This is a genomic window from Peterkaempfera podocarpi, assembly GCF_042466665.1.
Classification (GTDB): domain Bacteria; phylum Actinomycetota; class Actinomycetes; order Streptomycetales; family Streptomycetaceae; genus Peterkaempfera; species Peterkaempfera podocarpi.
Window position 1 is genome coordinate 2,761,222 of record NZ_CP162102.1, and the last position, 19,382, is coordinate 2,780,603.

Consider the following 19,382-nt stretch of genomic DNA (forward strand, 5'->3'; position numbering starts at 1 on the left):
GAGGGTTGCGGCCCGGCCGTCGGCTGGTGCCCGATGCGCCTTACTTGCGGATCAGCGAGCGCAGCACGTACTGCAGGATGCCGCCGTTGCGGTAGTAGTCCGCCTCACCGGGGGTGTCGATGCGCACCTTGGCGTCAAACTCCTTGTCACCCGCCTTGACGTGCACCGTCTCCGGGATGCCGCCCTCGTTGAGCGCGGTGACACCGGTGATCTCAAAGGTCTCCTCGCCGCTCAGACCCAGCGTCAGCGCGGACTCGCCGGCCGGGAACTGCAGCGGCAGGACGCCCATGCCGATCAGGTTGGAGCGGTGGATGCGCTCGTAGGACTCGGCGATGACGGCCTTGACGCCCAGCAGCGCGGTGCCCTTGGCCGCCCAGTCGCGGGACGAGCCGGAGCCGTACTCCTTGCCCGCCAGGATCACCAGCGGGACGCCGGCGGCCTGGTAGTTCTGGGCGGCGTCGTAGATGAAGGAGACCGGCGCGCCGTCCTGGGTGAAGTCGCGGGTGTAGCCGCCCTCGGTGCCCGGCGCGATCTGGTTGCGCAGCCGGATGTTGGCGAACGTGCCGCGGATCATCACCTCGTGGTTGCCGCGGCGCGAGCCGTAGGAGTTGAAGTCGCGCTTCTCCACACCGTGCTCGGTGAGGTACTGCGCGGCCGGGGTGCCCGGCTTGATGTTGCCCGCCGGGGAGATGTGGTCGGTGGTGACCGAGTCGCCGAGCTTGGCGAGCACCCGGGCGCCGGTGATGTCGGCCACCGGGCTGGGCTCCTGCGCCATGCCCTCGAAGTACGGGGGCTTGCGGACGTAGGTGGACTCGGCGTCCCACTCGAAGGTGTCACCGGTGGGGACCGGGAGCGACTGCCAGCGGTGGTCGCCGGCGAAGACGTCCGCATAGTCCTTGGCGAACATGTCCTGGTCGATGGAGGCCGCGATGGTGTCGGCGATCTCCTGCTCGGTCGGCCAGATGTCCGACAGGTACACCGGGTTGCCCTCGGCGTCGGTGCCCAGCGCGTCGCGGGTGATGTCGACCTTCATCGAGCCGGCGATGGCGTAGGCGACCACCAGCGGCGGGGACGCCAGGTAGTTCATCTTGACGTCGGGGTTGATCCGGCCCTCGAAGTTGCGGTTGCCGGAGAGCACCGAGACGGCCGCCAGGTCGTGCTCGTTGACGGCGGCGGAGACCTCCTCCGGCAGCGGGCCGGAGTTGCCGATGCAGGTGACACAGCCGTAGCCGACCAGGTTGAAGCCCAGCTTCTCCATGTAGGGGAGCAGGCCGGCCTTCTCGTAGTAGTCCATGACGACCTTCGACCCGGGGGCGAGGGTGGTCTTGACCCACGGCTTGACGTGCAGGCCCTTCTCCACGGCCTTCTTGGCCAGGATGGCGGCGCCGAGCATCACCGAGGGGTTGGAGGTGTTGGTGCAGGAGGTGATCGAGGCGATCACCACAGCGCCGTTGTCGATCTCGTAGACCGTGCCGTCGGGGGCGGTCACCGGGGCCGGACGGGAGATGCCGTTGGCGGCGGCCGGGGAGTCGGAGGCGGGGAAGGACTCCTTGCCGGCCTCGTCGTCGGTGGTGATGTAGTCGCGCACGGCGGTGCGGAACTTCTCGGCGGCCTCGGCGAGGACCACCCGGTCCTGCGGGCGCTTGGGGCCGGCGATGGAGGGGACCACGGTGGCCAGGTCCAGCTCGATGTACTCGGAGTACACCGGCTCGGCGGCCGGGTCGTGCCACAGGCCCTGGGCCTTGGCGTAGGCCTCGACCAGCGCCAGCTGCTCCTCGGAGCGGCCGGTCAGCTTGAGGTAGTGCAGGGTCTCGTCGTCGATCGGGAAGATCGCGCAGGTGGAGCCGAACTCCGGCGACATGTTGCCGATGGTGGCGCGGTTGGCCAGCGGCACCGAGGTGACGCCCTCGCCGTAGAACTCCACGAACTTGCCGACCACACCGTGCTTGCGCAGCATCTCGGTGATGGTGAGCACCAGGTCGGTCGCGGTGGCGCCGGCCGGCAGCTGCCCGTTGAGCTTGAAGCCGACCACCCGCGGGATCAGCATGGAGACCGGCTGGCCCAGCATGGCCGCCTCGGCCTCGATGCCGCCGACGCCCCAGCCCAGCACACCGAGGCCGTTGACCATGGTGGTGTGGGAGTCGGTGCCGACGCAGGTGTCGGGGTAGGCCTGGCCACCTCGGACCATGATGGTGCGGGCCAGGTGCTCGATGTTCACCTGGTGCACGATGCCGGTGCCGGGCGGGACCACCTTGAACTCGTCGAAGGCGGTCTGGCCCCAGCGCAGGAACTGGTAGCGCTCCTTGTTGCGGCCGTACTCGATCTCGACGTTCTGGGTGAAGGCCTCGGGGGTGCCGAACTTGTCCGCGATGACGGAGTGGTCGATGACCAGCTCGGCCGGGGCGAGGGGGTTGATCCGGGACGGGTCGCCGCCGAGCTCCTTGACGGCCTCGCGCATGGTGGCGAGGTCGACGACGCACGGCACGCCGGTGAAGTCCTGCATGATCACGCGGGCGGGCGTGAACTGGATCTCCTGGCTGGGCTCTGCGTTCTGGTCCCAGCCGCCGAGGGCGCGGATGTGGTCGGCGGTGATGTTGGCGCCGTCCTCCGTGCGGAGCAGGTTCTCCAGCAGGATCTTCAGGCTGTACGGAAGCCGCTCGGAACCCTCGACGGCGGACAGCTTGAAGATCTCGTACGACTCGTCGCCGACCTGCAGCTGGCTGCGGGCGTCGAAGCTGTTCGCGGACACGACTGTCTCCTTCTTGGTGCGTGTGGCCACGCAATCCTGACCGACCCGGCCGACCGACCCACAAGTGAGGTGAACCTAAGTCAGTGCGCGCCTCTCGGCGGATATCTCGATGTCGAGATAAACCATAGTGCATGGTCGCCGCGACAGCGACGACGGCATGCTGGGGACTCTCCGGGAAGCGGTCTTCCAAACCTGCGCGACCTGGATAATGAGTCCGTGATCGTGGTGGATGCTTCGGCGCTGGTGCTCTTCCTGGCCGATCCCGGGGAGCGCGGCGACGCCGCCCGGGCCCTGCTCCTGGCCGACCCCGACTGGGCGGCCCCCGAGCACATCACCGTGGAGGTGATGCAGTCGCTGCGCGGCCTCCACCTCGCCGGCCGGCTGACCGCGGCGGACGTGGCCGGGATCACCGTACGACTGGGCGCGGCAAAGGTGCGCAAGATCCCGGTGGAGCCGCTGCTGGACCGCATCTGGCAGTTGAAGGACAACCTCACCCCGGACGACGCCGCCTATGTGGCCGTCGCCGAACTGCTCGGCGCACCCCTGGTGACCGCCGACCTCCGGCTGATGCGCGCGACCGGCCCGCGCTGTGCGATCCGCGGGATCGGCGCGGTGCCCGTCAGCGAGGCGTAAGGATTCGGACGCCGGGCGTGAGCGGGTGCCCCAAGGGGTACGCGGAGGGAGTGAGGGATCCGCAGTCGACGCGGAGAGGAGTCCCGCGGCCATGACCCAGCAGCCGAGGAGCAGCACACACCCGGACCTGGCGTATGAGCGGCTCTGGGCGCTGCCGCTGCCCCACGAGGCGGATTCGGTGCCGCTCGCCCGGGCCATCGTCAAGCAGGTGCTGCACACGCTGGGCGATCCGGTGGACTGCTTCGCGGCCTCACTGGCCGCCACCGAACTGGTGGCCAACGCCCTGGAGCACACTCCTGACGACGGCGATGTGGAGCTGGTCCTGGGGTGGGAGGGGCAGGGGTTCCGCATAGAGGTGTGCGACGCCGAGCCGCTGGACCTGGTGCTGGAGGACCTGCTCCACGAGCCGTCGCCGGAGCCCCCCGGCGAGCCGGCGGAGGACGGCCGGGGGCTGCTGATCATCCGGTCGGTCGCCGACCGGGCAGGCATCCGGACGACCTCGCACGGCAAGGCCGTCTGGTGCCTGCTGGAGAGCGCCTGAGGGACCCCGCACCGGTCGATCCGACCGGTGCGCCTCCGCGGGGCCCGTCCGGGGTCCCGCCTCAGCCGCCGAGGGTGGCCACCAGGACCGCCTTGATGGTGTGGAGCCGGTTCTCCGCCTGGTCGAAGACCACCGAGCGCTCGGACTCGAAGACCTCGTCGGTGACCTCCAGCGCCGACATGCCGGTCAGGGCGTGCATCTGCCGCCCGATCTCGGTGCCCAGGTCGTGGAAGGCCGGCAGGCAGTGCAGGAACTTCACCCCGGGGTTGCCGGTCGCGCGGATGGTCTCCATGGAGATCTGGTACGGCTTCAGCAGCGCGATCCGCTCGGCCCAGACCTCCTTGGGCTCGCCCATGGAGACCCAGACGTCGGTGTAGAGGAAGTCGGCACCGCGTACCCCCTCGGCGACGTCCTCGGTGAGGGTGATCCTGGCGCCGGAGCGTGCCGCCAGCTTTCCCGCCTCGGCCTGCACCTCGTCGGCCGGCCAGAGCTGCCGGGGGGCGACGATGCGGATGTCCAGTCCGAGCAGGGCCCCGGTGACGAGCAGCGAGTTGCCCATGTTGGAGCGGGCGTCGCCCAGGTAGGCGAGGGCCACCTGGTTCAGCGGCTTGGTGGTGTGCTCCTGGACGGTGAGCATGTCGGCCAGCATCTGGGTGGGGTGCCACTCGTCGGTGAGGCCGTTCCACACCGGGACGCCGGCGTGGGCGGCCAGCTCCTCGACGATCTCCTGGCCGTGGCCGCGGTACTGGATGCCGTCGAACATCCGGCCGAGCACCCGGGCGGTGTCCCTGGCGGACTCCTTGTGGCCGATCTGGGAGCCGGCCGGGTCCAGATAGGTGGTGTGGGCACCCTGGTCGTGGGCGGCGACCTCGAAGGCGCAGCGGGTGCGGGTGGAGGTCTTCTCAAAGATCAGCGCGATGTTCCGGCCACGCAGCCGGGGCTGCTCGGTACCGGCGTACTTGGCGGCCTTCAGCTGCGCCGACAGGCCGATCAGAAAGCGGAACTCCTGCTCGGTGAAGTCCAGCTCCTTGAGGAAGTGCCGGTTGCGGAGGTTGAAGGCCATGCCGGTCTCCTGGGTGGTGGAATCAAATGAGATCGGAAGTCTATACGAATACCTGAATGTCTATGCAGAGGCTAGGCCACCGGATCCCGCTCCACCGGGCAGCTCATACAGCGGGGACCACCCCGGCCGCGCCCCAGCTCGCTGCCCCGGATGGTGATCACCTCCACCCCGTTGCGGCGCAGATGGGTGTTGGTGGTGGCGTTGCGCTCATAGGCGATCACCACGCCCGGCTCCACCGCCAGCACATTGCAGCCGTCGTCCCACTGCTCGCGCTCGGCCGCGTGCACATCCTGGACGGCGGTGAGCACCCGCACCGAGTCCAGGCCCAGGGCGGTGGCGATGGCATGGTGCATCTGCTCCGGGGCGTGATCGCTGACCTGCAGCTCCTCCGGTCCGGCGCCCGGCTCGATGGTGTAGGAGCGCAGCATGCCCAGACCGGCGTACTTGGTGAAGGTGTCGCCGTCGACCATGGTCATCACGGTGTCCAGATGCATGAAGGCACGGGTCTTGGGCATGTCCAGCGCCACGATCCGGCGGGCGGAGCCGGCCCGGAAGAGCTCATGGGCCAGCAGTTCCACCGCCTGCGGTGTGGTGCGCTCACTCATCCCGATCAGCACCGCGCCGTTGCCGATGACCAGAACGTCACCGCCCTCGATGGTGGACGGGTAGTCGTGCTCGCCACGGGACCACACCCGGAAACCGCCGGGTGCGTCATAGCCGCCGGCGAACGCCGGGTGGTGGCGGTAGATGGCCTCGAAGTGCACGGTCTCCCGGCGGCGGGCCCGCTTGCGCATGGCGTTGATGCTCACCCCGTCGTAGACCCAGCAGGAGGTGTCCCGGGTGAAGAGGTGGTTGGGGAGCGGTGCCAGCAGGAAGTCGTCCAAGTCCATCACATGGAACCGCACCGAGGTGGGCTCCTTGGCCCGGTCCAGGAACTCCCGCTTGGTCATCCCGCCGATCAGCAGCGAGGTCAGCTCCGCGGCCGGCAGGTCCTCGAAGAACTCCCGCAGATGCCCGGTGGCCAGCGGCCCGTGCTCCTTCTCGTCGAAGACCCGGTCCAGCACCAGCCGTTTGGCCTCCGGCACCGCCAGGGTGTCACGCAGCAGATCGTCGAAGAGGTGCACCTTGACACCGCGCTCACGCAGCACCGCGGCGAAGCCGTCGTGCTCCTCCTGGGCGCGCCGCACCCAGAGCACGTCGTCGAAGAGCAGCTCGTCCTTGTTGGTCGGGGTGAGCCGCTTCAGCTCCAGATCCGGCCGGTGCAGGATCACCTGCCGCAGCCGGCCGGCCTCGGATGCGACGTGGTAGCCCATGGATCCTCCCGGGAGGGGTGAGATGCGGCAGAAGCCGCACCCCCACCCGTACCCAGGACGGTGATCATGGATGCCGAGGCCCCGGTCACAGCCGCGGGTCGACCGGCTCCGACTCCAGGGCCAGCACCGCGAAGACCGCCTCGTGCACCCTCCACAGCGGCTCCCCGGCGGCCAGCCGGTCCAGCGCCTCCAGACCCAGGGCGTACTCCCGCAGCGCCAGCGAGCGCTTGTGGCCCAGAGAGCGGCCGCGCAGCCGCTCCAGCTGCTCGGGTCGGGTGTAGTCGGGGCCGTAGATGATCCGCAGATACTCCCGGCCGCGGACCTTGAGCCCCGGCTGCACCAGCCGGCCGTCCTCCCCGCGGACCAGTGAGGCCATCGGCTTGACCACCATGCCCTCGCCGCCGGCCCCGGTCAGCTCCTTCCACCAGGCGGTACCGGCCGCCACAGAGGCCTCGTCCGCGGTGTCCACCACCAGCCGGGCGGTGGGGTGCAGCAGGGCGGCACCCGGCCCCCCGGCATCGGCGGCGACCAGCCGGTCGATCCACTCCAGATGCCGGTCGTGCGGCTGCACGGCCAAGTTGGCCCCCTCCGCGGCGAGCAGCTGGAAGGGCGCCAGCCGGATCCCCTCCACCCCGTCAGTGGCCCAGCAGTAGCGGCGGTAGGCCTCGGTGAAGGCCGCAGCGTCGGCGGACCGGGCCCGCTGGTGGGCGGTGAGCCCGGCAAGATCGGGGACCCCTCGGGCGGCGGCCTGCTCCAGCGCCGCCAGGGCTGCGGGCAACGCGGCTCCGGCCGCCGCGCCCACCGCGGCGTACTGGCGGCGCAGCAGACCGGAGGCCTTGAGCGACCAGGGCATCAACTCGGCGTCCAGCAGCAGCCAGTCGCTGCCGAGCTCGCCGAACAGGCCGGTCTCCTCGGCGGCCCGGCGCAGGCGGTCCAGGATGCCGCCGGAGACCTCCCGGTCGTCCAGGAAGGCCCGGCCGGTGCGGGTCCACAGGGCTCCGGCGGTGCCGTCGGCGACACCGAAGCGCTTCTCGGCCGCGGCCGCGTCGCGGCAGAGCAGCACCACGGCCCGGGAGCCCATGTGCTTCTCCTCGCAGACCACCTGCCGCACCCCGTCGGCACGATAAGCGGCAAAGGCCTCCTCCGGGTGCTCCAGCCAGCCCTCGCGGCGGGACGTCGGGGACGGCGCCATCGTGGGCGGCAGATGGACCAGCAGCCGCGGATCGACGGCGAAACGGCTCATCACCTCCAGCGCGGCGGCGGCGTTCTCCTCCCGGACGGCAACCCTGCCGTGGTGACCGGTCTCCACCACCCGGCGCCCGGCCACGTCGGCGAGGTCCAGCGGGCGGCCCTCGCGAGCGCCGGGAGCGTCGCTGACCAGGGGGCGGACAGGTGCGTACCACTCCTGCTCGGCGTCCACCCGGACCAGTTCCCGCTCCGGGTAGCGCAGTGCGGTGAGGGTGCCGCCGAAGACGCAGCCGGTGTCCAGGCAGATGGTGTTGTTGAGGAAGGAGGCGGTCGGCACCGGGGTGTGGCCGTAGACCACCAGGGCGCGGCCGCGGTACTCCTCCGCCCAGGGGTAGCGGACCGGCAGGCCGTACTCGTCGGTCTCGCCGGTGGTGTCCCCGTACAGCGCGAACGAGCGGACCCGGCCGGAGGTGCGGCCGTGGTACTTCTCCGGCAGACCGGCGTGGCAGACCACCAGCCTGCCGTCGTCCAGCAGGTAGTGGCTGACCAGGCCCCGGATGAAGGCCTGCACCTCGGCGCGGAACTCCTCCGACTCGGCCGCCAGCTGGTCCAGCGACTCCTGGAGGCCGTGGGCGACCCTCACCTGCTTGCCGTCCAGGGCCCGGCCCAGCTTGTTCTCGTGGTTGCCGGGCACGCACAGCGCGGTGCCCGCGGCCACCATGCCCATCACCAGGCGCAGCACCCCGGGGGTGTCCGGGCCGCGGTCGACCAGGTCGCCGACGAAGACCGCGGTGCGGCCCGCCGGGTGCGCCGCACCCACCGGGCGGCCCTGCCCGTCGCGCTCCAGGGCGTAGCCGAGGCGGACCAGCAGGGTCTCCAGCTCGGCGCGGCAGCCGTGGATGTCCCCGATCACGTCGAACGGGCCGGTGAGGTGGCGCAGATCGTTGTAGCGCTTCTCGTACTCGACCTCGGCCGAGTCCACCTCGGCCGGGCCGCGCAGCACATGGACCTTGCGGAACCCCTCGCGCTCCAGCGACTTCAGCGAGCGGCGCAGCTCACGCTGCTGCCGGGGGATCACATGGGCGCCCATGTCGCGGCGGTCCGCCCGGGCGGCGTTGCGCTCGGCGCAGATGTGCTGCGGCACGTCCAGCACGATGGCGACGGGCAGCACGTCGTGCTCACGGGCGAGGCGGACCAGTGCCCGGCGGGACTCGGGCTGGACGTTGGTGGCGTCCACCACGGTGAGCCGTCCGGCGGCCAGCCGCTTGCCGACGATGTAGTGCAGCACGTCGAAGGCGTCCGGGGAGGCCGACTGGTCGTTCTCGTCATCGGCGACCAGGCCGCGGCAGACGTCGGAGGAGACCACCTGGGTGGGCAGGAAGTGCTTGCGGGCGAAGCTGGACTTGCCCGCGCCCGTGGTGCCGACCAGGACCACCAGGGACAGATCGGGCACCGCGAGGCGGCGTGCGGGTCGGTCGGTCATCGGTGGTCGCCCCCTTCCGGGACGTCGTCGGTACGGATGAAGAGAGCCAGCTGGGTCGGCGGCCCCACCTCGGGGTCGTCGGGGCCCACCGGGCGGAAGTCGACGGTGTAGCCGTAGCGGGCGGCGACCTGCCGCGCCCAGTCGCCGAACTGCGTCCGGTCCCACTCGAAGCGGTGGTCGGCGTGGCGGACATGGCCGGCGGGCAGCGACTCCCAGCGGACGTTGTACTCCACGTTCGGGGTGGTGACCACCACGGTGCCGGGGCGGGCCGCACCGAAGACGGAGTGCACCAGCGCGGGCAGCCGGGGCGGATCCACATGCTCGATCACCTCGGAGAGCACCGCGGCGTCATAGCCGGTCAGCCGGGCGTCGGTGTAGGTGAGCGCACCCTGCACCAGCTTCACCCTGGCGGCCTGCCGCTCGGACATCCGGTCCAGGTGCAGCCGCCTGGCGGCGACCGAGAGGGCACGGGCGGAGACATCCAGGCCCACCACCTCGGTGACCCGCGGTTCCCTCAGCAGCTCCTGCACCAGTTGGCCCTGGCCGCAGCCGAGGTCCAGCACCCGGGCGGCGCCACGGTCGGCCAGCGCTCGGAGGATGGCCTCGCGGCGCTGCACCGCCAGGCGGACCGGGCGGTCCTCCGTGCCGTCGGCTTCGGCCTCGTCCCCCGGCCCTTCGTCCTGGGACGCCGGCGGCCCCTCCGGCTGCCCCGCCTCCTCGGGCGGTTCGTCGGCCACCGCGTTGTCGATCTCCTCGGCCTCACAGTCGTCGGCCTCGGCAAGCCTGGCCAACTCCAGGCGCTCCATGGCGTCACGGGTCAGCGACCAGCGGCGGGCCAGATAGCGGCGGGTGATCAGGGCCTGCTCGGGATGGTCCGCGAGCCAGCCGGCACCGGCGCGCAGCAGCTTGTCGACCTCGTCCGGGGCCACCCAGTAGTGCTTGGCGTCGTCCAGCACCGGCAGCAGGACATAGAGCTGCTGCAGTGCGTCGGCGAGCCGCAGGGTGCCGGTCAGCTCGGACCGTACATAGCGGGAGTCGCCCCATTCGGGGAACGCCGTGTCCAGCGGCAGCGCCTCGGCGTCGACCTGCCAGCCCAGTGGCTCGAACAGCGAACGCACCAGCTCGGGGCCGCTGCGCTCACCGCCGGCCTTGGCCGGCAGCACAGGGACGGTGATCCGCAGCGGCAGCGCCTGGCCGGCGAGTTCCGGCCGGGCGTCGCAGCGGCCCTTGAGGGCACTGGCGAACACCGTCCGCAGGGCCACCGCGAGCAGCGAGGACGCCGCATAGGGGCGGTCGTTGACGTACTGGGCGAGCGCGAAGTCGGGCGACCCGCCGCGGCCCTTGCCCTTGCCGCGGCGGACCAGCGCGATGGGGTCCACATCCAGCAGCAGCGCGGCCGTGCAGAGGGCGTCGCTCGCCTCCGGGTAGAAGACGTGCGCCTCCCCGTGGGAGGTCTCGAAGCGCTGCGCCCGGCCCGGGTGCTTGTGCAGCAGGAATCCCAGGTCGGTGGCAGGCCGGTCGGCGGTGCCGGTGGTGCTGATCGTCAGGAACACATGGGCGAGTATTCCGGCGCGGGACGGCGGATCGCACCGGGTTTTGCGGCGGGGCCCGGCGGTGGCCTGCGATGGAACCCCCGTGGGACCGCCGCGGGACCACCGCGGGACCACCCCGGGACCACCCCGGGCCCCCCGCGGGACCGCCGCCGGCCCGCCGCCGGCTGCGCGGTCCCGGTCGGGCTGGAGCCGGGTGCGGCGACGACCGAGACGTGGTCCGGTTCGGCATCGGGGCGCCGGATTGGTTAGCGTGCACGGTGTGACGACTGAATCTGCATCCCCCCGGGGCGGCGCTGTCGCTGCCGGTCTCGCCACCATCGCCGACGACGGCACCGTGCTGGACACCTGGTACCCGGCCCCGAGGCTGTCCGCCGGGCCGGGCCCGGCCGGGACGGTGCGGCTGACGCCCGAGGAGGCCGTCGCCGAGCTGGGCGAAGGCGCCGCCCAGGCGCAGCGCAGGGACCCGCGGCGCGGCGTCGAGGTGGTCGCGGTGCGCACCGCCATCGCCTCGCTGGACGACAAGCCGCTGGACACGCACGACATCTACCTGCGGCTCCACCTGCTGAGCAACCGCCTGGTCCGCCCGCACGGCCAGAACCTGGAGGGCATCTTCGGGCTGCTCCCCAACATCGCCTGGACCAGCATCGGCGCGGTGCAGGTGGAGCGGGTCGAGCAGGCCCGGCTGGCGGTGCGCGCCGAGGGCGGCCAGCTGGCCGTGTACGGCATCGACAAGTTCCCGCGGATGACCGACTTCGTCTCCCCCAGCGGGGTGCGGATCGCACACGCGGACCGGGTGCGCCTCGGTGCCCACCTGGCCGTCGGCACCACCGTGATGCACGAGGGGTTCGTCAACTTCAACGCCGGCACCCTGGGCACCTCCATGGTCGAGGGCCGGATCAGTGCGGGTGTGGTGGTCGGCGACCACAGCGACATCGGCGGCGGCGCCTCGATCATGGGCACCCTCTCCGGCGGTGGCAAGCAGATCGTCTCGGTGGGCGAGCGCTGCCTGCTGGGCGCCAACGCGGGCATCGGGATCTCGCTCGGTGACGACTGCGTGGTCGAGGCGGGTCTCTATGTCACCGCGGGCACCCGGGTGACCCTGCCGGACGGCAAGGTGGCCAAGGCCGTGGAGCTCTCCGGGCAGAGCAACCTGCTCTTCCGCCGCAACTCCCAGACCGGCGCGGTCGAGGTCATCGCCCGCTCCGGGTCGTGGGGCGGTCTCAACGCGGAGCTGCACGCCCACAACTGAGCGACGGCCCTCCCGGGCCCCGTCCCGGCCCGGTCCGCGTACCCCGCGGGCCGGGCCGGGGACGTTCCGGCTCAGCCCAGCTGCGGGGCCACCCGGGAGGCGATCAGCTCCAGGTGGTCCAGGTCGTCCAGGTCGAGGATCTGGAAGTAGAACCGCCGGGAACCGGTCTCCGCATAGCGGCCGATCTTCTCCACGACCTCGTCCGGGGTACCGGCCAGGCCGTTCTCCCTGAGCTCGGCCGGCTCCCGGCCGATCGCGGCCGCCCGGCGTGCCACCTCGGCGTCGTCCTTGCCCACACAGGCCACCAGGACGTTGGAGTAGAGCATGTCGTCATCGGGCCGTGCGGCCCGGTGCACCGCCTGCCGCACCCGGCCGATCATCTCCCGGCTCTCCTCCACGGAGACGAACGGCAGATTGAACTCGGTGGCATAGCGGGCCGCGAGCTCCGGTGTGCGCTTGGCACCCCGGCCGCCGATCAGCACCGGGACGCGCTCCTGGACGGGCTTGGGCAGCGCCGGGGAATCCTTCAGCGCGTAGTGGGCCCCCTCGAAGTCGAAGGTCCCCCCGGGCTTGGTCTCCCACAGACCGGTGATGATCGCCAGCTGCTCCTCCAGCCTGCCGAACTTCTCCTTGGGGAAGGGGATGCCGTACGCGGTGTGCTCCTCCTCGAACCAGCCGGCGCCCAGTCCGAGCTCCACCCTGCCGCCGCTCATCGCGTCCACCTGCGCGACCTGGATGGCGAGGACGCCGGGCAACCGGAACGTCGCGGCGGTCATCAGCGTGCCGAGCCGGATGCGGCTGGTCTCGCGGGCCAGCCCGGCGAGGGTGATCCAGGCGTCGGTCGGCCCCGGGAGGCCGTCCACGTCTCCCATCTTCAGATAATGGTCGGAGCGGAAGAAGGCGTCGAAACCGAGACCCTCGGTGGCTTTGGCGACCTTCAGCAAGGTCTCGTAGGAGGCGCCCTGCTGGGGTTCTGTGAAGATACGGAGATCCATACCCTCCATCCTGCTACGCCCTGGGCGGACCGGCAGAAAAAGCTATGCTCATGTCGGACTGACTGAAGATCACATCCTTAGGGGGATCCATGGCCGGCAGTGATGCTCTGGACGACTGGGCGCCGACCGGGGTCGACACCTCGGTTCCCAGCATCGCCCGGGTGTACGACGCCATGCTGGGCGGCAAGGACAACTTCGCGGTGGACCGGGAGGTCGCCGAGCGGATCCGCAAGGTGCTGCCGATCACCCGCGAAGGCGCCTGGGAGCACCGCGAGGCGCTGGCCCGCGGGGTCCGCTATCTGGCCGCCCAGGGGATCGACCAGTTCCTCGACCTGGGGTCGGGGCTGCCCACCGTGCAGAACACCCATCAGGTGGCACAGGCGGCCACCCCCGGAGCCCGTGTGGTCTATGTCGACAACGACCCCATGGTCCTCGCCCACGGCCGGGCCCTGCTCGCCGGGGACGACTGCACCGAGGTGGTCACCGCGGATCTGCGTGAGCCGGAGGACGTCCTCTCCCGGCCCGAGGTACGCGCGCTGATCGACCTCGAGCGGCCGCTCGGCCTGCTGATGGTCGGCGTGGTGCACCACCTCGCGGACGACGAGGACCCGGTCGGCCTGGTGAAGCGCTACCTCGACGCCGCCGCCCCCGGCAGCCACCTCTTCCTCACCCACTTCAGGTCGCAGCCGCCCACCACCGACGCGCTGGAGCGAGTGTTCCTGTCCATGCTCGGCACCGGCCGGTTCAGGACCCAGGAGGAGATCGAGGCCCTCTTCGGCAGCCTGGAGATGGTCGACCCCGGTGTTGTGGCGCTGCCCCTCTGGCGGCCGGACGCCACCACAAAGCCCTCGGACGGCCACAGCGACCTCATCGCCGCAGGCGCCGGGCGCAAGCCCGCCTGAGACCACGGCCGGCCGCCACCGGTGCGGCGCGAGCGGGAGCCGGAGCCCGCGCGACGGGCGACGGGCGACGGGCGACGGGCGACGGGCGACGGGCGACTGAACCCGGTAGGGCAGCGGGTGCGGCGTCGCGTCGGCGTGCACCCCGCCCCCCGGCGCCCGGTCGCCCGAAGGGTCACCGGACCGCCGCTATGGGCCGGGCGGCTCCAGTGGGACCACCGCCACCGTCGTCGGCCGGGGTGTTTCAACGGGGTCGGCAAACTCGGGGTCGGACTCCTCATGGAGGATCCGCAGCAGCTCGGTGGCTGCGTCCCTGCACTCGGCTGCGGCGTCCACCGCGTCGATGCACTGCCAGTACAGCGTCTCGGTGTCGGCGCCGCAGGCCACCACGATCAGCGCCTCGGCCGCCTCATGGAGCAGCATCCGCAGCTCCCGCAGCGCAAGGGCGGGATCCTCCAGCTCGGTGAGCCGGGCCACCCTGCCGAACCCCGTCCAGTCCTCCGGCGGCCGGTCCAGGCAGCCACCGGCGTGGCCGCCCGCCTCCAGCAGCCGCTGCGCAGCGGCCCGCAGTGGCTCCTCGCCGTGCAGCACCAGATGGCCGCCGACCGCCTCGGTGAGTGTGCACGCCTGCCATGCCTCCACCAGGACCTCGGGCACTCCCCGCGTCTGGGTGAGTGCATGCCTGGTGGACTTGATCAGTCGCAGCGCATCCATACCGCCGCTCCCTCCACGATCGGGCGATCCGTTGCAGGGCAACGCTGCCCGTCGGGGAGGGAGCCCGCGATGGGGGCGTCCAAAGCTGTGGACAGAACCCGGACTGTGGACAACCTGCGCCACAAAAGGGTGAGACAGAACCGCTCAGCCGCGGCTCCCCGCGGACGGTCCGGACGCCTCGTCAGCCCCACCGGCAGCAGACGGCGCGTCAGTACTGCCGGGCCCCTGCGGAATCGGGAAGCGCAGCTCATTGCGGTCGATCTTGGCCGCCAGCGCCTCCAGCGGATCCACCCCCAGCACGGCGCAGAACTGCAGCAGATAGGCCAGCACATCGGCCACCTCGTCGCGGACCCGGTGCGCCTCCTCCGGGTCGCCCATCACCCCCTCCGCCTGCTCCGGGGTGAGCCACTGGAAGATCTCCAGCAGCTCCCCCGCCTCGACGCTCAGCGCCGCCGCCAGGTTCTTGGGCGTGTGGTACGGCTGCCATCGCCGCGCCGCCGCGAACTCGACCAGCCGGCGCTGCAGTTGCTCGACACTCTCGCTCATCGCACCAGGTCTACCGCATCAGGTCTACCGCATCAGGTCTCCCGCATCAGCCGCGCACCGCCCGCCCCGGAACGCGGCAGCTGCTCGGGCACCCGCGCGGACTCCGGATCCAGCACACTGCGCCCCGTCCGTGCATCGCGGCCGCAGGCCACCAGCGTCGCGCCGGCCGCGCTCCGGGCGCAGTCCGCGTCCTGCAGCGCGGCCAGCACCCGGGCATGGCCCGAACCGCCCATCTCCCCCGCCAGTGACAGCAGCTGGGCGGTCTGCGGGCGGGCCAGACCCGCACCGAGGTCCTCGGTGGCCACGGTGAGCAGCCGCCGCTCCCATGGCACCTCGGAGGCCGGGTCGACGTCCAGCACATCGGCGCCGGTGAGCAGTACCGCGGCGAACGCCAGATAGCGCAGCATGCCGTCGGAGGCCCGGTCCACCGTGGTGCGGCCCGCGTCGCCCTCGTCGAACGCGGCCAGCACCTGCGGCGTGCGGCGCCGGTCCACCGACCGGTGCTCCACGCCGAGCCCGGTCAGCGGGTGCGGCGCGGCCGCCCGCAGCGCCCCGACCAGACGCCCGTAGCGGTGGCGGCACTCGCCCTGCATCCGGGCCAGCACCGCGGAGATGTTGGCGGCCGATCCGGTCAGCCGGGCCCGGGGGTCGGCGTTCGTCCAGCCGCGCATCAGCCGGGGCACCGGGTCCGCGGTGAAGACCTCCCGCAGCGCGGTCAGCACCTGCTCCGCCGCAGCCAGCACCCGGCGCTCCCCGGTCGACGAACCGGCGACGCGCAGCGGCAGCTGGGCGGTCAGCAGGGTGTCGCTGGGGAAGGGTGCCCGGATGTCCCCCTGCCGGGAGTCGTTGTGCCAGGTGACATTGATCCTGCCGCGCCCGACGTCCTGCTCTCCGGTGTCCAGCAGCGGACCTTCGTCGTCGACGAGCCGCTCACGCACGATCCGTACGCCCTCGGTGGTGCCGACCGCGACATCCAGCCGCACCGGGCCGCCCCCGGTGCGCACCGTGCAGCCGAGGACGAATCCCTGCTCGCCGTAAGGCACACAGCCCGCAGACCCGCCGCGCACGGCATCAGCCAGCGGCCCGCTGCCGCCGCCGTCCAGGGAGTGGCCGACCGGCTCCCCGATCGCGAGCCGGGACAGCACGGCCAGTGCATCCAGCGCATTGGACTTCCCGGCCCCCGAGGGGCCGTGGAGCACCGTAAACGGGCTGAGCGGGAGGACCGTGCGGCGGTAGGACTTGAAGGCCCTCAGCCGCAGTTCCTCAAGATGGGGGCGGACGACATCGCTGGTCATCCAAGGACCGTAGCGAGGCCCGGAGCAGGCGAAACGTCCCGCCGGAGCGGCATTCATCCCAACGTGTCGGCAGCGGACTCCTGATTGCCGTGCCCGGCTTCGGCGAGCGTGTCCGCGAGGCCGGGGCCGCTGCCGCCGCAGCCAACCTCCTGGCCCTCCTGCCGTTCCCTGCACCGCAGTTGAGGACCGCGATCGGCTCTTCCCAGTCAGTCCGTAGCCCGGCGAGCCCGCTGTGTCTCACGCAGGACCGCCCATGCGTCGGCCACCGGGCCCACATGCCCGAGCTTGTCGGGGTTGTTCACCGAGCGGATCGTCTGGATCTGCCCGTCGAGGATGTCGAGGGTCCAGGTGTTGAGGACCTTGCCGTCCCGGTCCCGGAAGACGGCGCCGGGCTGGCCGTTCACCTGGTGCGGCTGCACCACTCCGCCGCACCTGACGAACGGCAGGACGAGTGCGGCGAGCACCCGTACCACGCTCTCGGCGCCGATGAACTGGCTGGCCCACTGCGGTGCCTTGCCGCCGCTGTCGCCGACCATCAGGACGTCGGCGGCGAGGAGCTCCCGCAGTCCGTCGACGTCCCCTTCCCGGAAGGCGTCGAAGAAGCGCTCGGCGAGCTCCTCGCGCTCCTTACGATCGGCCTCGAACCGGGGCCGGCCCTCGTCCATGTGGCGCCGTGCCCGCACCGCAAGCTGCCGGCAGGCCGCCTCCGACCTGCCCACGGCTGCCGAGATCTCCGGGAAGCCGAAGGCGAACACCTCCCGCAGCACAAAGACCGCGCGCTCCAGCGGACTGAGCCGCTCCAGCAGCAGCAGAGCCGCCATCGAGAGGGAGTCGGCGAGCTCCGCCGAGCGCTCGGGGTCCTGGTACGGGTCGGTCAGCAGCGGCTCGGGGAACCACGGCCCGACGTACTCCTCCCGCCGGACACGGGCCGACCGCAGGACGTCGATCGAGATCCGGGTGACCACTGCCGAGAGAAACGTCTTGGCCGAAAGGGGTTCCGTCCCGGAGGACTCCCAGCGCAGCCAGGTCTCCTGGACCGCGTCCTCCGCCTCGCTGACACTGCCCAGGATCCGGTAGGCGATGGAGAACAGCAGCGACCGCAGCTGTTGGAACTCCTCGGACCGGGTCATGCCAGCTCCTCCTTGAAGCCCTGCCGCCACGACGGATAGCGCAGCTGCCAGCCGAGTTCCCGCTTGGCCTTGGCATTGGCGAAGCCGCGCCCCTCGGTCATCATGATCACCACCACCTCCCCGGCCAGCAGCCGGGCCAGCCAGGTGGGGATCCGCATCGGCTTCTTCGCTCCCGCGCACTCGGCCAGATACGGCAGCCACTCACTGGCCGGTGCCGGTTCGTCGTCGACGATGTTGAACACCCCCTTGGCCTTCAGCTCCAGGGCCAGGACGGTGGCGCCGGCGGCATCGTCCAGATGCACCCACGAGGCGTAACCGGTGCCTCCGCCGACCAGTGGGAACTGCCGCAGGCGCACCAGCTCGACCTGGTCGTCGATGGCGCCCGGCCCGTAGAACGCGCCGTACCGCAGCACGGCGCCGCCGGCCCCGAGGACCACATCCTCGACGTGGCGGAGCGCCTCCATCGACGTCTGCGCCGCCGTCCCCCGGTGCAGGGCCAGCGGGTCCTCCTCGGTCTTCACCCACCCGCCCTCGGTGATCCCGTTCCAGTTGGCATAGCCCTGGGCGACGAAGTGGGGCACCCCGGCCGCTTCTGCGGCGGCCAGCAGGTGGTCGGTCCCCTCGGTGCGCAGCCGGATGGTGGGGACGGCCCACCGGTCGAAGTGCTTCAGATCGGGCTTGCCGGCGTGCGTCATGGAGATCCCGGTCATCTGGTGCACGATCGCGTCCGGCCGCGCCGAGGCCACCGCGTCACCCACCGACTCCGCGTCCAGCCCGTCCATCACGACGCCCTCCGCGCCCAGCTGCTCCAGCAGCCCCAGTTTGGCCGCGCTCGTCGTGGTGGCGATCACCTGATGGCCTCTGGCCACCAGCTGCGGCACCAGCCGCTGCCCCAGGACCCCGGTCCCACCTGCCACGAACACCCGCACAGCCATCACTCTCCCGAATCCGTTGTCCTCACTCCCGGAGACGAGACAGCCCTGCCGTCTGTGACATCGGAGGGCGCGCAGGCGCGCAGGGCGCCCGGAAGCCGTGCGGGCCTGGCCGCCCGCCGGCGGGCGGGCGGCATGCGGTGGACCGGGCACACGCCTGCTGCCGAACGGTCACTCCACCCATGGGGCCGACCGGGGAGTCCGAGGCGGCGCTGCTCAGCGCCGGTGGTACACGGACACGGTGACGGAAGCGGTGACCGGGACCGGCTCGGGCAGCGCCGCCAGACGCTCCGTCAGCCGCTCCGCGCCGGTGTGCCAGGCACTCGGCCCCATGGCCACCACCGACTCCGCCTCGGCCCTGGAGAGTTCCATGGTCCACTGCACCTGGTGCCGCTGCCCGGGGGCGAGGTGCGGGTCGAGCTTCTCCGCGATCCGGCGGTCCTTGTCCTCGTCGACCGAGAGCAGTCCCAGCGGGCCGACCAGCTCGCGCAGATGCCGGGCGGTCGGGGAGACCACCAGCAGGGTGCCGCCGGGCCGCAGCACCCGACGGATCTCCGGGCCGTTGCGCGGGGCGAAGACGTTCAGCACCAGCGCCGCCGAGGCGTCCCGCAGCGGCAGCGGCCGCCAGGCGTCGCAGACGACCGCACCCGACCTGGGATGGGCGCGGGCGGCGCGGCGCACCGCGTACTTGGAGATGTCCAGGGCGACCCCGAGCCGTTCCGGCAGCCGGTCGAGCACCGCGGCGAGGTAGTACCCGGTGCCTGCGCCGAGGTCGGCGACGCAGCCGCCCTCCGGTCCGCCCGCGAGCGCGTCGGCCGCACAGGCGGCGAGGGCGTCGGCGATCGGCGTGTAGCGGCCGGCGCCGAGGAAGGCGTCCCGGGCGGCCACCATGGCGGCGGTGTCCCCGGTGCCGGTGTGGGCGTCCCCGGGGAGCAGGCTGGCGTATCCCTGGCGGGCGATGTCGAAGGAGTGGCCCGCGGTGCAGCGGAGTGCGGACCCCGCCAGGGCCAGATCGGCCCCGCAGTGGGGGCAGGCCAGGTATTCCGCGATGTCGTGCAGCAACGTTCCGTTTCCTCGCCGTCCGGTCAGACGGTCCAGC

The 19,382-nt window shown here is 71.8% G+C and carries 16 protein-coding genes; 4 read left to right on the plus strand and 12 right to left on the minus strand.

The annotated features are described in order from the left end of the window. Positions 1 to 40 precede the first annotated feature (40 nt). The gene (acnA, locus tag AB0761_RS12065; RefSeq protein WP_377268978.1) at positions 41 to 2,749 is read right to left on the minus strand and encodes an aconitate hydratase AcnA; all 2,709 of its coding nucleotides are present in this window, start codon (positions 2,747 to 2,749) and stop codon (positions 41 to 43) included. A 216-nt stretch (positions 2,750 to 2,965) separates the two neighbouring features. Between acnA and AB0761_RS12070 the strand changes: the two genes are divergently transcribed. Together AB0761_RS12070 and AB0761_RS12075 are read left to right on the plus strand one after the other, a co-directional pair. Beyond that, complete coding sequence (locus AB0761_RS12070) at positions 2,966 to 3,382, plus strand: type II toxin-antitoxin system VapC family toxin (protein ID WP_377268979.1); 417 nt, start codon at positions 2,966 to 2,968, stop codon at positions 3,380 to 3,382. Between the two features lie 91 nt (positions 3,383 to 3,473). Continuing rightward, positions 3,474 to 3,923 carry an ATP-binding protein gene (locus tag AB0761_RS12075; RefSeq protein ID WP_377268980.1) on the plus strand — a complete coding sequence of 150 codons (450 nt, stop codon included), beginning with the start codon at positions 3,474 to 3,476 and terminating at the stop codon, positions 3,921 to 3,923. 61 nt (positions 3,924 to 3,984) lie between these two features. On the opposite strand, the gene argF is transcribed toward AB0761_RS12075, so the two are convergent. The 4 genes from argF to AB0761_RS12095 all read right to left on the minus strand — a co-directional run bounded on the left by argF (position 3,985) and on the right by AB0761_RS12095 (position 10,523). Then, on the minus strand, positions 3,985 to 4,986 hold the full coding sequence (gene argF / locus AB0761_RS12080; RefSeq protein ID WP_377268981.1) for an ornithine carbamoyltransferase: 1,002 nt from the start codon (positions 4,984 to 4,986) through the stop codon (positions 3,985 to 3,987). Between the two features lie 71 nt (positions 4,987 to 5,057). After that, positions 5,058 to 6,299, minus strand: a complete 1,242-nt coding sequence (locus tag AB0761_RS12085) for an arginine deiminase (protein ID WP_377268982.1) — start codon at positions 6,297 to 6,299, stop codon at positions 5,058 to 5,060. Positions 6,300 to 6,384: 85 nt separating this feature from the next. After that, on the minus strand, positions 6,385 to 8,970 hold the full coding sequence (locus tag AB0761_RS12090) for a polynucleotide kinase-phosphatase (RefSeq protein ID WP_377268983.1): 2,586 nt from the start codon (positions 8,968 to 8,970) through the stop codon (positions 6,385 to 6,387). Next, positions 8,967 to 10,523 carry a 3' terminal RNA ribose 2'-O-methyltransferase Hen1 gene (locus tag AB0761_RS12095; protein ID WP_377268984.1) on the minus strand — a complete coding sequence of 519 codons (1,557 nt, stop codon included), beginning with the start codon at positions 10,521 to 10,523 and terminating at the stop codon, positions 8,967 to 8,969. The genes AB0761_RS12090 and AB0761_RS12095 overlap by 4 nt, the downstream gene beginning before the upstream one ends. A gap of 259 nt (positions 10,524 to 10,782) precedes the next feature. Between AB0761_RS12095 and dapD the strand changes: the two genes are divergently transcribed. Continuing rightward, positions 10,783 to 11,772, plus strand: a complete 990-nt coding sequence (dapD, locus tag AB0761_RS12100; RefSeq protein WP_377268985.1) for a 2,3,4,5-tetrahydropyridine-2,6-dicarboxylate N-succinyltransferase — start codon at positions 10,783 to 10,785, stop codon at positions 11,770 to 11,772. 71 nt (positions 11,773 to 11,843) lie between these two features. On the opposite strand, the gene AB0761_RS12105 is transcribed toward dapD, so the two are convergent. Next, a complete protein-coding gene (locus tag AB0761_RS12105) occupies positions 11,844 to 12,767 on the minus strand; it encodes an LLM class F420-dependent oxidoreductase (RefSeq protein WP_377268986.1) in 924 nt (307 codons plus the stop codon). An 89-nt stretch (positions 12,768 to 12,856) separates the two neighbouring features. On the opposite strand from AB0761_RS12105, the gene AB0761_RS12110 reads away from it, so the two are divergent. Beyond that, positions 12,857 to 13,669, plus strand: a complete 813-nt coding sequence (locus AB0761_RS12110; RefSeq protein ID WP_377268987.1) for an SAM-dependent methyltransferase — start codon at positions 12,857 to 12,859, stop codon at positions 13,667 to 13,669. Between the two features lie 186 nt (positions 13,670 to 13,855). Here AB0761_RS12110 and AB0761_RS12115 read toward each other — a convergent pair whose 3' ends face one another. The 6 genes from AB0761_RS12115 to AB0761_RS12140 form a co-directional block, all read right to left on the minus strand. Further along, complete coding sequence (locus tag AB0761_RS12115; RefSeq protein ID WP_377268988.1) at positions 13,856 to 14,380, minus strand: DUF6099 family protein; 525 nt, start codon at positions 14,378 to 14,380, stop codon at positions 13,856 to 13,858. Positions 14,381 to 14,524: 144 nt separating this feature from the next. Continuing rightward, positions 14,525 to 14,926, minus strand: coding sequence for a nucleotide pyrophosphohydrolase (locus AB0761_RS12120; RefSeq protein WP_377268989.1), 402 nt, complete (start codon positions 14,924 to 14,926; stop codon positions 14,525 to 14,527). A 32-nt stretch (positions 14,927 to 14,958) separates the two neighbouring features. Next, positions 14,959 to 16,221 (minus strand): AAA family ATPase, encoded by a 1,263-nt coding sequence (locus tag AB0761_RS12125; RefSeq protein WP_377268990.1) that lies wholly within the window; start codon positions 16,219 to 16,221, stop codon positions 14,959 to 14,961. A gap of 206 nt (positions 16,222 to 16,427) precedes the next feature. Beyond that, positions 16,428 to 17,351, minus strand: a complete 924-nt coding sequence (locus AB0761_RS12130) for an RNA polymerase sigma-70 factor (RefSeq protein WP_377268991.1) — start codon at positions 17,349 to 17,351, stop codon at positions 16,428 to 16,430. Then, positions 17,348 to 18,286, minus strand: a complete 939-nt coding sequence (locus AB0761_RS12135) for an NAD-dependent epimerase/dehydratase family protein (protein WP_377268992.1) — start codon at positions 18,284 to 18,286, stop codon at positions 17,348 to 17,350. The genes AB0761_RS12130 and AB0761_RS12135 overlap by 4 nt, the downstream gene beginning before the upstream one ends. Positions 18,287 to 18,499: 213 nt before the next feature. Beyond that, entirely contained in the window at positions 18,500 to 19,345 is an 846-nt protein-coding gene (locus tag AB0761_RS12140; protein ID WP_377268993.1) for a putative RNA methyltransferase, read from the minus strand. Positions 19,346 to 19,382 lie beyond the last annotated feature (37 nt).

Bases quoted from the DNA above. Each gene is read 5' to 3' on its own strand.
- AB0761_RS12075 (WP_377268980.1), top strand. From the start codon at position 3,474: ATGACCCAGCAGCCGAGGAGCAGCACACACCCGGACCTGGCGTATGAG.
- AB0761_RS12085 (WP_377268982.1), bottom strand. From the start codon at position 6,299: ATGGGCTACCACGTCGCATCCGAGGCCGGCCGGCTGCGGCAGGTGATC.
- AB0761_RS12125 (WP_377268990.1), bottom strand. From the start codon at position 16,221: ATGACCAGCGATGTCGTCCGCCCCCATCTTGAGGAACTGCGGCTGAGG.
- AB0761_RS12105 (WP_377268986.1), bottom strand. From the start codon at position 12,767: ATGGATCTCCGTATCTTCACAGAACCCCAGCAGGGCGCCTCCTACGAG.
- argF (WP_377268981.1), bottom strand. From the start codon at position 4,986: ATGGCCTTCAACCTCCGCAACCGGCACTTCCTCAAGGAGCTGGACTTC.
- AB0761_RS12110 (WP_377268987.1), top strand. From the start codon at position 12,857: ATGGCCGGCAGTGATGCTCTGGACGACTGGGCGCCGACCGGGGTCGAC.
- AB0761_RS12115 (WP_377268988.1), bottom strand. From the start codon at position 14,380: ATGGATGCGCTGCGACTGATCAAGTCCACCAGGCATGCACTCACCCAG.
- AB0761_RS12120 (WP_377268989.1), bottom strand. From the start codon at position 14,926: ATGAGCGAGAGTGTCGAGCAACTGCAGCGCCGGCTGGTCGAGTTCGCG.
- AB0761_RS12090 (WP_377268983.1), bottom strand. From the start codon at position 8,970: ATGACCGACCGACCCGCACGCCGCCTCGCGGTGCCCGATCTGTCCCTG.
- AB0761_RS12130 (WP_377268991.1), bottom strand. From the start codon at position 17,351: ATGACCCGGTCCGAGGAGTTCCAACAGCTGCGGTCGCTGCTGTTCTCC.
- AB0761_RS12135 (WP_377268992.1), bottom strand. From the start codon at position 18,286: ATGGCTGTGCGGGTGTTCGTGGCAGGTGGGACCGGGGTCCTGGGGCAG.